A 12686-nucleotide genomic window follows, 5' to 3' on the forward strand; every position below is an offset into this window, starting at 1 on the left:
GGTGGGTGCTGCGGGGTGGCTGTGGTCAGTCCTGGAAGGTGGCGCTCTTGACGGACTTCCATGCGCCGTCGGTCACCTGGTAGACGGTGAGCTGTTTGTTGGTGGTGTCGCCGTACTGGTCGAAGGAGACCTTTCCGGTGACGCCGTCGAAGGAGACCTTGCCCACGGCGTCGAGGATTTTGGCTCGGGGTTCCGCGGGGAGTTTGCCGTTGTTGTCCTCGACGGTTTTCTTGACGGCCTGGATGATGGCCCAGGCGGCGTCGTAGGAGTATCCGCCGTAGGTGGCGTAGGGGTCTTTGTAGCCGGCGGAGTTGTAGTGGGTGACGAAGGCTTTTGCGGAGTCGAGTTGTTCGACGGGGTAGCCGACGGAGGTGCCGAGGTCGCCGTCGTTGTTCTCGCCGGAGGCGGTGATGAAGCCGGGGTTGTAGATTCCGTCGCCGCCCATGAGGGGGATGTGGGCTCCGGCTTTTTTGACCTGGTCGGAGAGGAGTCCGCCTTCGGGGAACTGGCCGCCGAAGTAGACGGAGTCGGCTCCGGAGGTCTTGATCTTGTTGGCGATGGCGGTGAAGTCGGTTTCCTTGACGGTGAGGTGGTCGGTGCCGGCGATCTCGCCGCCGAGGCGTTTGAATTCCTGGATGAAGATGGAGGCGAGTCCGGCGCCGTAGGTCTGTTTGTCGTCGACGACGAAGACCTTTTTCTTCTTGGCGTCCTTGTAGAAGTACTGGGCGGCGAAGCGGCCTTGGATGATGTCGGTGGTGGCGGTGCGGAAGTAGGTGGCGAAGGGGCGTTTCTTCTCGCCCTTGGCCCAGTCGTCGCCCTGGGTGAGGGCGGGGTTGGTATTGGCGGGGGATATCTGGGTGAGGTCGGCCTTGGCGAAGACGCCCTGCATGGACTGGGCGACGCCGGAGTTCATGGGGCCGACCATGCCGACGACGCTTTTGTCGGCGACGAGTTTGGCGGCGTTCTGCTGTCCGGTGCCGGGGACGGCCTGGTCGTCGAGGGCGATGGTCCTGAAGGTGACGCCCTTGACCTCGTTGTTCTTGTTGGCGGTCTTCACGGCGAGGTCGACGCAGTTCTTGATGCCCTGGCCGAAGGGGGAGAGCGAGCCGGTCAGCGGGGCGTCGACGCCGATGGTCACGGTGGTCTGCTTGCCGCCGCCGCTGTCGCCTCCTGCCGTGTCGTCGCGTGATCCGCAGGCGGACAGGGCGAGGGCTGTGGTGGTGAGCGCGGTGGTGAGGACGAGGAGGGAACGGTGGCGCACGGTGAGTCCTTTCCCTGGCGCGGCGGCCTCTGCCGAGGTGCCGGTTCGCTCGCCGGGCGCGAGGAAAGGTGCTGTGCTGGCTGGGTGATTCGCCCGGCGGGGTCGTGATGGGCCGTGACTCTAAGGGGTGGGCGCCGGGGTGGGGCAGAGGTGCTGACCGTGATGTGACTGTCTTGTTATGACGCAGATCACGTTCCGCTTGGGCGCCGGTCGCGGTGGGCGGCGGCCGGCGCCTGCGGGGCCGGCCCCGTGGCGGGGCGGGCGGGGGTGCGGGTCAGCTCGCGTCGTTGTCGCGCAGGAGGCAGGTGAGGCGTGCGGAGCAGACGCGCTTGTCGTGCTCGTCGGTGACGACGATCTCGTACGTGGCGGTGGTGCGGCCGCGGTGGACGGGGGTGGCGACGCCGGTGACCAGGCCGGAGCGGACGCCGCGGTGGTGGGTGCAGTTGAGGTCCACGCCGACGGCGTAGCGGCCGGGGCCGCCGTGGAGCATGGCGCCGACGGAGCCGAGGGTTTCGGCGAGGACGGCGGAGGCGCCGCCGTGCAGGAGTCCGTAGGGCTGGGTGTTGCCCTCGACCGGCATGGTGCCGACGACGCGGTCGGGGGAGGCCTCGACGACGCGGACGCCCATGCGCTCGCCGAGGTGTCCCGCCGAGAACAGGGCGTTCAGGTCGAGGCCGCTGCCGGCCCACTGCTCGAGGATCTCCGGCGGGAAGGTGGTCCTGCTGTGCTCGCCCATGCGTCGTCGCTCCGATCGTTGTCGGTCGTTGTCGTGTGAACGTCTTTTCAGCTGAACGATACTTCCGTCAACTACCGGCCCCTGCTTGTCCGCTACTGCACCAGACGTCTACCGCGGTGTGGCGTCCGGTGCCGCCGGGGTGCCCTCGGCCCGTCCGGCCGGCTCCAGGCGGATGACGACGGACTTGCTGGCGGGGGTGTTGCTGGTGTCGGCGGTGTGGTCCAGGGGGACCAGGACGTTGGTCTCGGGGTAGTAGGCGGCGGCGCAGCCGCGTGCGGTGGGGTAGTGGACGACGCGGAAGCCGGGGGCGCGGCGTTCGCTGCCGTCGGTCCATTCGCTGACGAGGTCGGCGTAGTCGCCGTCGGCGAGGTGGTGGGCGGCGGCGTCGTCGGGGTGGAGGAGGACGACGCGGCGGCCGTTCTTGATGCCGCGGTAGCGGTCGTCGAGGCCGTAGATGGTGGTGTTGTACTGGTCGTGCGAGCGGAGGGTCTGCAGGAGCAGGCGGCCTTCGGGCACGCGCGGGTACTCGACGTGGGCGGCGGTGAAGTTGGCCTTGCCGGTGGCGGTGGGGAAGGTGCGGCTGTCGCGGGGGCCGTGGGGGAGGGTGAAGCCGCCGGGGCGGGCGACGCGGGTGTTGAAGTCCTCGAAGCCGGGGATGACGCGGGCGATGCGGTCGCGGATGGTGGCGTAGTCGTTCTCGAACTGCTCCCAGGGCGTGGTGCTGGTGGTGCCGAGGACGCGGCGGGCGAGGCGGCTGACGATGGCGGGTTCGGACAGCAGGTGGGGGCTGGCGGGGGCGAGGCGGCCGCGGGAGGCGTGGACCATGCCCATGGAGTCCTCGACGGTGACGAACTGCTCGCCGGTGTGCTGCCGGTCGCGTTCGGTGCGGCCGAGGGTGGGCAGGATCAGGGCGCGCGCTCCGGTGATGACGTGGGAGCGGTTGAGCTTGGTGGAGACGTGGACGGTGAGGCGGGCGCGGCGTACGGCGGCTTCGGTGACGTCGGTGTCGGGGGTGGCGGAGACGAAGTTGCCGCCCATGGCGAAGAAGACCTTGGCCTGTCCGTCGCGCAGGGCGCGGATGGCGCGGACGACGTCGAGTCCGTGGGCGCGCGGCGGGGTGAAGTGGAATTCCTTCTCGAGGGCGTCGAGGAACGCGTCGGAGGGGCGTTCGAAGATGCCCATGGTGCGGTCGCCCTGGACGTTGCTGTGGCCGCGGACGGGGCAGACGCCGGCGCCGGGGCGGCCGATGTCGCCGCGCAGGAGCAGGAGGTTGACGACCTCCTTGATGGTGGGGACGGCGTGCTTGTGCTGGGTGAGGCCCATGGCCCAGCAGACGACGGTGCGCCGGGAGGCGAGGATCATGCGCAGGGCGGTCTCGATCTCCTGGCGGCGCAGGCCGGTGGCGCGCAGGGTTTCGTCCCAGTCGGCGGTGCGGGCGGTGGCGGCGAAGTCCTCGAAGCCGTGGGTGTGCTCCTGGATGAAGGCGGTGTCGAGGGCGCCTTCGGTGTCGAGGAGGAGTTTGTTGAGGAGGCGGAAGAGGGCCTGGTCGCCGCCGAGGCGGATCTGCAGGAAGAGGTCGGTGAGGGCGGTGCCGCCGCCGGCGAGGCCGCGGGCGTTCTGCGGGTTCTTGAAGCGTTCGAGGCCGGCTTCGGGGAGCGGGTTGACCGTGATGATCTTCGCGCCGCCGCGCTTGGCCTGTTCGAGGGCGCTGAGCATGCGGGGGTGGTTGGTGCCGGGGTTCTGGCCGGCGACGATGATCAGTTCGGCCTTGTGGAGGTCTTCGAGGAGGACGCTGCCCTTGCCGATGCCGATGGTCTCGGTGAGTGCGGTGCCGGACGACTCGTGGCACATGTTGGAGCAGTCGGGCAGGTTGTTGGTGCCGAATTCGCGGGCGAAGAGCTGGTAGAGGAAGGCGGCTTCGTTGCTGGTGCGGCCTGAGGTGTAGAAGACGGCTTCGTCGGGGCCGGTGAGGGCGTGGAGCTCTTCGGCGATGATGTCGAAGGCGCGTTCCCAGGTGACGGGTTCGTAGTGGTCGGCGCCTTCGGCGAGGTACATGGGGTGGGTGAGGCGGCCCTGCTGGCCGAGCCAGTAGCCGCTGCGGTCGGCGAGGCCGGCGACGGGGTGTTCGGCGAAGAAGGCGGGGGTGACCCGGCGCAGGGTGGCTTCCTCGGCGACGGCCTTGGCGCCGTTCTCGCAGAATTCGGCGGCGTGGCGCTTGTCGCCTTCGGGCCAGGCGCAGCCGGGGCAGTCGAAGCCGTCCTTCTGGTTGACCTTGAGGAGGGTGAGGGCGGTGCGGCGTACGCCCATCTGTTCGTGGGCGATACGCAGCGTGTGGGCGATGGCGGGCAGGCCTGCGGCGGCGTGCTGCGGGGCGGTGACGTCGGGTGCGTCCTGTACCGGATCGCCGGTGGGCGGGTTGCCTGCCATCTCGCTCCCCCTTGAGCGGTCGGTGGTGCGCGGGTCCGCGCGTTCGGTGCCGATCCTGCCACGGGGTGCGGCGGGGGTGGGGGTGAGGGCGGTGTGGCCGGGATTGTCAGTGGTCCGTGGCAGGATCGGGGGCGTGGCAGCAAAGGCATCGAAGACGAATGAGACGACCGGCACCGAGGCAGTGGAGGGAGGCCGCCCCCGTCTGCTGTTGATGGACGGGCACTCCATGGCGTACCGGGCGTTCTTCGCGCTGCCCGCGGAGAACTTCACGACCTCGTCGGGTCAGACGACGAACGCGGTGTACGGCTTCGCGTCGATGCTGGCCAACACGCTGCGTGACGAGCGGCCCACGCACTTCGCGGTGGCGTTCGACGTGTCGCGCAAGACGTGGCGCTCGGAGGAGTTCCCGGACTACAAGGCGACGCGTTCGGCGACGCCGGACGAGTTCAAGGGGCAGGTGACGCTGATCGGCGAGCTGCTGGACGCGATGGGCGTGCGGCGGTTCGCGGTGGACGGTTTCGAGGCCGACGACGTGATCGCGACGCTGGCCACGGAGGCGGAGGCGGAGGGTTTCGAGGTCTCGATCGTCACCGGTGACCGGGACTCCTTCCAGTTGATCACCGATGCGGTGACGGTGCTGTATCCGACGAAGGGCGTCTCGGAGCTGACGCGTTTCACGCCGGAGAAGGTCGTGGAGAAGTACGGGCTGTCGCCGCGGCAGTATCCGGACTTCGCGGCGCTGCGTGGCGACCCGTCGGACAACCTGCCGGGTATCCCGGGTGTGGGGGAGAAGACGGCCGCGAAGTGGATCAACCAGTTCGGTTCGTTCGCGGAGCTGGTGGAGCGCGTCGAGGAGGTCAAGGGCAAGGCCGGGCAGAATCTGCGCGATCACCTGGAGGCGGTCAAGCTCAACCGCCGCCTGACGGAGATGGTGCGGGACGTGCAGCTGTCCACGCACCCGGACGACCTGGAGCGTCAGGCGTACGACCGTCTGGCGCTGGTGTCGTTCCTGGAGCGGCTGGAGATCCGTAACCAGGGTCTGCGGGACCGGCTGCTGGCGGTCGACCCGGGCGGGGAGTCCGTCGAGGAGGAGCCGGTGGAGGCCGGCGCCGAGGTGGACGGCGTCGTGCTGGGCACGGGCGAGCTGGCGCCGTGGCTGGCCGGGCACGGCGTGGGCCCGTTGGGTGTGGCCGTCACCGACACCTGGTCGCGGGGCGCGGGCCGGGTCGAGGAGGTGGCGCTGGCCACGGGTGAGGGCCCGGCGGCCTGGTTCGACCCCGCGGAGCTGGACGAGGCCGACGAGCGGGCGTTCGCCGCGTGGGTCGCGGACCGGGAGCGGCCGAAGGTGATGCACGACGCGAAGGCCGTGATGCGGGTCTTCGCCGATCACGGCTGGGTGGTCGAGGGTGTGGTGATGGACACCGCGCTGGCCGCCTATCTGGTCAAGCCGGGCCGCCGGTCCTTCGCCCTGGACGCGCTGTCGGTGGAGTATCTGGGCAGGGAGCTGGCCACGGCCGCGGCCGGTGACGGACAGCTGGCCTTCGGCGCCGACGAGCAGGCCGAGGCGGACGCCCTGATGGGCCGGGCCCGTACGGTCCTGGACCTGGGGGACGCGTTCGCGGGCCGGGTCAAGGAGGTGGGCGCGGCGGATCTGCTCACGGACGTGGAGCTGCCGACCAGCGCGGTGCTGTCGGACCTGGAGCGGTCGGGCATCGCCGCGGACCGGGGCTGGCTGGAGCGCATGGAGCAGCAGTTCGCCGCCGCGGTGCAGCAGGCGGTGGCCGAGGCGCACGCGGCCGCGGGCCGGGAGTTCAATCTGGGCTCGCCCAAGCAGCTGCAGGAGGTGCTCTTCGGGGAGCTGGGCCTGCCGAAGACGAAGAAGACCAAGACCGGTTACACCACGGACGCCGACGCCCTGGCCTGGCTCGCGGGCCAGACGGAGAACGAACTCCCGGTGATCATGCTGCGGCACCGTGAGCAGTCCAAGCTGCGGTCCACGGTCGAGGGGCTGATCAAGGCGGTCGCGCCCGACGGCCGTATCCACACCACCTTCAACCAGACGGTGGCGGCGACGGGCCGGCTGTCCTCCACCGACCCCAACCTGCAGAACATCCCGGTGCGCACGGACGAGGGCCGGGCGATCCGCCGCGGCTTCGTGGTCGGCGAGGGCTTCGAGTCGCTGATGACGGCCGACTACAGCCAGATCGAGCTGCGGGTGATGGCGCACCTGTCCGAGGACGAGGGCCTGATCGAGGCGTTCGCCTCGGGGGAGGACCTGCACACCACGGTCGCCTCCCAGGTGTTCGGCGTGGCCAAGGACGAGGTCGACCCGGAGATGCGCCGCAAGATCAAGGCGATGTCGTACGGCCTGGCCTACGGTCTGTCGGCGTTCGGTCTCTCGCAGCAGCTGAACATCGCGCCCGATGAGGCGCGTCGTCTGATGGACACGTTCTTCGAGCGGTTCGGCGGCGTGCGCGACTATCTGCAGCGCGTCGTCGAGGAGGCCAGGGCCACGGGCTACACCGAGACGATGCTGGGCCGCCGCCGCTATCTGCCGGACCTCAACAGCGACAACCGCCAGCGTCGTGAGATGGCCGAGCGGATGGCGCTCAACGCCCCGATCCAGGGCACGGCCGCCGACATCGTGAAGATCGCGATGCTGCGGGTGGCCGTGGCGCTGGAGGGCGAGCGGCTGACCTCCCGCATGCTGCTGCAGGTGCACGACGAAATCGTGCTCGAGATCGCGCCGGGGGAGCGGGAGCGGGTGGAGGAGCTGGTCCGCCGGGAGATGGCCGGTGCCGTCGAGCTGCGGGCGCCGCTGGATGTGTCGGTGGGTGTCGGCGCGGACTGGGAGTCCGCGGCGCACTGATCGCGTCCCTGTTCGCGTCCCTGTCGTGTGCGGCCCCTCTCCCGTCCCGGGAGGGGGGCCGCGCGCGTTCTCGCGCGTGCGTGTGGTTCTCATCGGCGGCGCGCGTTGCTACCGTGCCCATCCCTGACTCCTCGTCAGGTCCGGGGATTTCCGCCGGGAGGCTTCGCATGCGCGCACTGGCCGCCGCGGCCGCCGGACTGGCCGCCGCCCTCGCCCTCGTCCTCGCCGTCACCGCCCTCGGGCCGCCGGGCGGCGACACCTCCCCCGAGCCCCTGCTGTCCTCCCCGCCCGCGCACCCCTGAGAGGGGCCGCCGTGCGCCGCCGAGCGAGCCTGGTCCTGCTGGCCCTCGCCGTGTTCTGCACGGCCCTGTCACCCCTGCTGCGCTGGTACGTCTTCCCCCGGCTCGCCAAGGTGCCCGCCCACCACTACCAGGCCGTCGTCCTGGAGGCGAAGGACGCCACCCTCATCGACTACGCCACCCTCGAGCCCCGGCGGGTCTCCACGGTGACCATGGTCCAGACCCTCAAGGGCAACGTCGAACAGGCCCGCCGGGTCAAGGCCGCCACCGGCCGGGACGTCGTCGTCTGGGACACCCTCACCTACGCCGCCGGACCCGACGGCGCGATGGTCTCCCGCATCCCCGAGCGCTACGTCTTCGACGCCCACAGCCAGCAGCCCGTCCACGCGGGCGGCGAACACGTCGACGACACCCCCGTGCGCCGCGACGGCATCGAGTTCAAATGGCCCTTCCTCGTCGAGAAGCGCGACTACCGCTACTTCGACCTGATGACCCGCACCTCCGCCCCCATCCACTACAAGGGCACCCGCACCTTCCGCGGCCTGGACGTCTACTACTTCGAACAGACGATCCCCTGGACCGAGGTGCCGCTGCCCAGGCGGCTGCCGCTCGGTATCACCCCCGACGCGGTCCGGCAGCTCGGGCTCGAGCGCTGGTACACCACCCGGCGCATGTTCTGGGTCGACCCCGTGACCGGCGCCCCCGTCAACGGCGAGGAGATCCACCGCGAGGAGCTGCGCTGGACCGGGCACCCGGAGAAGAAGCCGGTCACCGCCTTCGCCGGGCATGTGAAGATCCGCCCCGACTACGTCGCCGACACCGTCGCCACCGTCAAGGCCCAGCGCCGGCTCGTCCTCCTGCTCACCCGCGACCTCCCCCTGGGCCTGATCGCCCTCGGCGTGGTGCTGCTCGCCGCGGCGCTCGTCCTCGAGGCCCGAGATCGTCGTGCGCCCGCGACCGGTGTGCCACACGATGGAGGGAAACCCGGACGGCCGCCCCCCGGCGAGGGGGCGCTGAGCAGAGGAGGCTCGCCGTGAAGGAGAGTCCCGAGGACACGTCCACCACGTCCCGCCCGCGCCGGCTCTACACCGGCGGCGAGCGGCCCTTCGACCCCGAGGACCTGGTCATGGCCTCCGGCCGGGATGTGACGCCCGAACGCGTCGAGCTGGCCAGGCGCCTCATCGAGGAGAAGGGGGCCGCGGCTGTCGAGCGGTACCTCCCCTGACGCACCCGGCCATCACCGCCGGGCGGCGGTCGCTCAAGGGCGGCGCGTGTTGGTGCGGCGCGTCGCCGTGGCCGTGGAAGGGTCCTCGGGCCACGGATGCCGGGGGTAGCGGCCGCGCAGCTCGGCCCGTACCGACCGGTAGCCGTCCTTCCAGAACGACGCCAGATCCGCCGTGACGGCGGCGGGCCGCCCGGCCGGCGACAGCAGATGGACCAGGACGGGCACGCGCCCGCCCGCCACGCGCGGCGTTTCCTGCAGCCCGAAGAGCTCCTGCAGCTTGACGGCCAGTACGGGCTGCTCGCCGCCGTAGTCGATGCGGACGCGCGAGCCGCTGGGCACCTCCAGGCGCTCCGGCGCCAGCTCGTCCAGGCGGGCCGCCTCCCCGGTCGCCCACGGCAGCAGGCCCCGCAGCGCCGCGCCGGCGTCCACCCGCTCCAGGTCCGCGCGCCGGCGCGCCCGGTCCAGTTCCGTACCCAGCCAGTCCCCGGCCCGCTCCAGCAGCGCGGCGTCCGAGACGTCCGGCCAGGGCTCGCCCAGCTCACGATGGAGGAACGCCAGCCGCTGCCGCAGGGCCGCCGCGTCCGCGCCCCAGCGCAGCAGCCCCCATCCCTCGGCCCGCAGTCCCTCGAGCAGCGCGGCCCGTACGAGCCCGGCATCCGGCGAGGGCAGCGGGCTCGAGGCGAGCTCCACGGCGCCCAGCCGCGCCACGCGCCGGGCCACCACGTCACGGCGTTCGGCCGACCAATGCACCTCCTCGCCCTCGGCGAGCAGCGCCCCGGCCGCCGCCCTCGCCGTGTCCTCGTCGATCACGGCGCCCAGCCGTACCCGGGCGGAGGCGGCCGTGACCGGCCGGTCGGCCACGGCCACCGCGAGCCAGGGCGCGCTGCGCAGCCGCGAGGCGTCGCCCAGCTCGGCGCCCGTCCCCGACACCATCAGATACGCGCCCTCGCCGCGCGCCCGTGCCACCCGCTCGGGGAAGGCCAGGGCCGCGACCAGACCCGCCGCCGCGTCGTCGGTGAGCGCTCCGGCCCCCGGCGTGTCGCCCGTACGCCCCGCCGGGGCCGCGGCCTCGCCGGTGACGACCCGCAGCGAGCCCTCCAGCCGGCGCGCCTCCGCCCGCCAGCGGGCGCCGTAGGCGTCGCCGCCGCGGCGGGCGGAGCGCCAGGCGGCCGCCAGGTCGTCTCCGTACTCGCGGGGCGGTTCCTCGCTCAGCAGAGCCACGATCTCCGCCGCGCGGCGCGCGCCCACCTCCCGCGCGCCGTCCAGGAGGGCGCGCGCGAGACGCGGGTGCACCCCCAGGCGCGCCATTCGGCGGCCCCGGTCGGTGGGGCGCCCCTCGGCGTCGACGGCGCCCGTGGCCGTCAGCACGGCGCGCGCGGCGCCGAGCGCACCGGCCGGCGGCGCGTCGAGGAGGGCGAGGGAGGACGCCGTCGGGTCGCCCCAGCAGGCGGCCTGCAGGGCGAACGCCGTCAGGTCCGCGACCGTGATCTCGGCGGCCGGGAACGCCGGCAGCCGCGTCTCGTCCGCCTCCGCCCAGCAGCGGTACACCGCCCCCGGCGCCTCGCGCCCCGCACGGCCGGCGCGCTGCCGGGCCGAGGCACGGGACGCCCGTACGGTCGTGAGCGCGCTCAGCCCCCGGGCGTGGTCCGTACGCGGCTCCCGCGCCAGGCCCGCGTCCACCACGACCCGCACCCCCGGCACGGTCAGGCTCGATTCGGCCACCGACGTCGCCAGCACCACCCGCCGCGTCCCCGAGCCGCCCGCCAGCACCGCGTCCTGCACGGCGGCCGGCGCCCTGCCGTGCACCTGCAGCACCTCCGCGCCGCCGAGCGCCCCCGCACCGCCCAGCAGTCCCGCGACACGCCCGATCTCGCCCACGCCGGGCAGGAAGCACAGGACGTCGCCCTCGCGCTCGTCCAGGGCCCGGCGGACGACGGCGGCGACGTGCTCGAGGAGGGCGGGATCCACGCGCATCCCGTGCGGCGGCCGGACCGGGCGGCGCGGCGGGGCCCGGACCACCTCCACCGGGTGCGAGACGCCCTGGGCCTCGACGACGGGCGCGTCGCCGAGCAGGTGCGCCCAGCCCGCGGCGTCCGTCGTGGCGGACGCCGCGACCAGGCGCAGCTCCGGGCGCAGCGCGGCGCGCACGTCCAGCAGGAAGGCGGCGGCGGTGTCGGCGTCCAGATGCCGCTCGTGGCACTCGTCGAGCACCACCGTGTCGACCCCGGCGAGCTCGGGGTCGCGCTGCAGGCGCTGCAGCAGCACACCGGTGGTGACGACCTCGACCACGGTGGCGGGCCCGACCCGTCGCTCGCCGCGGACGGTGAAGCCCACCCGGCCGGTCGCACCCCCCACGTCCTCGCCCAGCAGCCAGGCCATGCGGCGGGCGGCGGCGCGCGCGGCGATCCGGCGCGGCTCGGCGACGACGACGCGCCGCACGGGGGCGGAGGGGGAGGCGGCGCCGGGCCCGTCGGCCGCCAGCCCGGCCAGGACCAGCGGCACCAGGGTGGTCTTGCCCGTGCCGGGCGGGGCGCACAGGACGGCCGCGCCGTGATCGTCGAGGGCCCGGGCGAGGGCGGGCAGGGCCGCTCGTACGGGCAGCCGGTGCAGGGCGTCGGTGCGGGCGGCGGGGGCGTCGGTGCGGGTCACGCACCCAGTCTCGCCGAGGGCGAGGGGCCCGCCCCGCCGGGGCGGGCCCCCGGCCCGGTGCGTCAGTCCCGCTCGCAGACGAAGATCGCGGTGCCCGGGATGAGGCTGCCGCGCAGGGGGGACCAGCCGCCCCACTCCTGGTGGTTCCAGGCCGGCCACTCGGGCTCGACGAGGTCGACCAGCCGGAAGCCGCCGGCCACCACGTCGCGCACCCGGTCGCCGATCGTGCGGTGGTGCTCGACGTAGACGGCCCGGCCCTTGTCGTCCTGCTCCACATAAGGGGTGCGGTCGAAGTAGGAGGCGGCCACCGACAGGCCCTCCGGGCCGGGCTCGTCGGGGAAGGCCCAGCGGATGGGGTGGGTGACGGAGAAGACCCAGCGGCCGCCGGGCCGCAGCACCCGGTGCACCTCGCGCATCACGCGGACCGGATCGGCGACGAACGGCACCGCTCCGTAGGCGGAGCACGCCAGGTCGAAGGAGCCGTCGGCGAAGGGCAGCGCCCCGGCGTCGGCCTCCACCAGCGGGAAGCCGTCGCCGATGCGCAGCGCGTGCTGCAGCTGCCGGTGGGAGAGGTCCAGGGCCACCGGGCGGGCGCCCTGGGCGGCCAGCCAGCGGGAGCACTGGGCGGCGCCCGCGCCGATCTCCAGGACGCGCAGGCCCTTCAGGCCGCTCGCGGGGCCCAGCAGGGCGGCCTCGGCCTCGTCCAGGCCCTCGGGCCCCCAGACGAAGCGGTCGTCGCCGAGGAAGCCGCCGTGCTCGCGCTGGTACTCGTCCGCGTTGCGGTCCCACCAGCCGCGGCTGGCCCGGCTGCTCTCCGTATCGCCGGTCTCACGGCGGGTGGCTTCGGGCTCGTATTCTTGGGTCATCTCGGCGGTCGCACCTCGGTGGTCGATCTTGGGTGCTCGATCTTCGCAGGTTCTCACCTGAACATGACGCTCGGGCGCTGCCGGGGCCCTCGTGGCCTCGCAAAACCTAAGTTGTGCCGGATTTCATGCGATTCATCCCGGGTGTGCGCCTTCGCGCATTGACCCCGCCCGGCTGCCCCCGTATGCTACAAGTTGCGCTGCGGGCCTGCGCGCCTCAGACGGAGCAGGCCGCGCTCGCACTTGTTGTATGTCCCCTCGGTTGTCGAGGCGCTCCCGTTTCCATACGGGTCCTAGGACTCTTTTCGAAGAGTGCGAAGAACGCGTCTCCAAGGCTGTCCGGCTTCGGCGGTGCGA

At 72.6% G+C, this 12686-nt stretch carries 9 protein-coding genes; 4 read left to right on the forward strand and 5 right to left on the reverse strand.

Translation table 11 applies throughout. The annotated features are described in order from the left end of the window. Positions 1–25: 25 nt before the first annotated feature. From AB4K12_RS09365 to AB4K12_RS09375, 3 genes are all read right to left on the reverse strand, one after another. A complete protein-coding gene (locus tag AB4K12_RS09365; protein WP_207247134.1) occupies positions 26–1261 on the reverse strand; it encodes a branched-chain amino acid ABC transporter substrate-binding protein in 1236 nt (411 codons plus the stop codon). A 274-nt stretch (positions 1262–1535) separates the two neighbouring features. Beyond that, entirely contained in the window at positions 1536–1997 is a 462-nt protein-coding gene (locus AB4K12_RS09370) for a PaaI family thioesterase (protein ID WP_368433723.1), read from the reverse strand. A 108-nt stretch (positions 1998–2105) separates the two neighbouring features. Next, entirely contained in the window at positions 2106–4424 is a 2319-nt protein-coding gene (locus tag AB4K12_RS09375; protein WP_368433724.1) for an FdhF/YdeP family oxidoreductase, read from the reverse strand. Between the two features lie 133 nt (positions 4425–4557). On the opposite strand from AB4K12_RS09375, the gene polA reads away from it, so the two are divergent. The 4 genes from polA to AB4K12_RS09395 all read left to right on the forward strand — a co-directional run bounded on the left by polA (position 4558) and on the right by AB4K12_RS09395 (position 8817). Beyond that, positions 4558–7293 (forward strand): DNA polymerase I, encoded by a 2736-nt coding sequence (gene polA / locus AB4K12_RS09380; protein WP_368433725.1) that lies wholly within the window; start codon positions 4558–4560, stop codon positions 7291–7293. Positions 7294–7460: 167 nt separating this feature from the next. Beyond that, positions 7461–7595 carry an SPW_0924 family protein gene (locus AB4K12_RS09385; protein ID WP_362257340.1) on the forward strand — a complete coding sequence of 45 codons (135 nt, stop codon included), beginning with the start codon at positions 7461–7463 and terminating at the stop codon, positions 7593–7595. A gap of 11 nt (positions 7596–7606) precedes the next feature. Next, entirely contained in the window at positions 7607–8629 is a 1023-nt protein-coding gene (locus AB4K12_RS09390) for a DUF3068 domain-containing protein (protein ID WP_368433726.1), read from the forward strand. Next, entirely contained in the window at positions 8626–8817 is a 192-nt protein-coding gene (locus AB4K12_RS09395) for a hypothetical protein (protein ID WP_368433727.1), read from the forward strand. Before AB4K12_RS09390 ends, AB4K12_RS09395 begins: the two co-directional genes overlap by 4 nt. Positions 8818–8850: 33 nt before the next feature. Here the strand turns inward: AB4K12_RS09395 and hrpB are convergent, their stop codons facing one another. Beyond that, the gene (gene hrpB / locus AB4K12_RS09400) at positions 8851–11466 is read right to left on the reverse strand and encodes an ATP-dependent helicase HrpB (RefSeq protein WP_368433728.1); all 2616 of its coding nucleotides are present in this window, start codon (positions 11464–11466) and stop codon (positions 8851–8853) included. 62 nt (positions 11467–11528) lie between these two features. Further along, positions 11529–12332 (reverse strand): class I SAM-dependent methyltransferase, encoded by an 804-nt coding sequence (locus AB4K12_RS09405; protein ID WP_368433729.1) that lies wholly within the window; start codon positions 12330–12332, stop codon positions 11529–11531. Positions 12333–12686 lie beyond the last annotated feature (354 nt).

The sequence above is a fragment of the Streptomyces sp. C36 genome, assembly GCF_040932295.1.
GTDB classification, from domain to species: Bacteria; Actinomycetota; Actinomycetes; order Streptomycetales; family Streptomycetaceae; genus Streptomyces; species Streptomyces triculaminicus.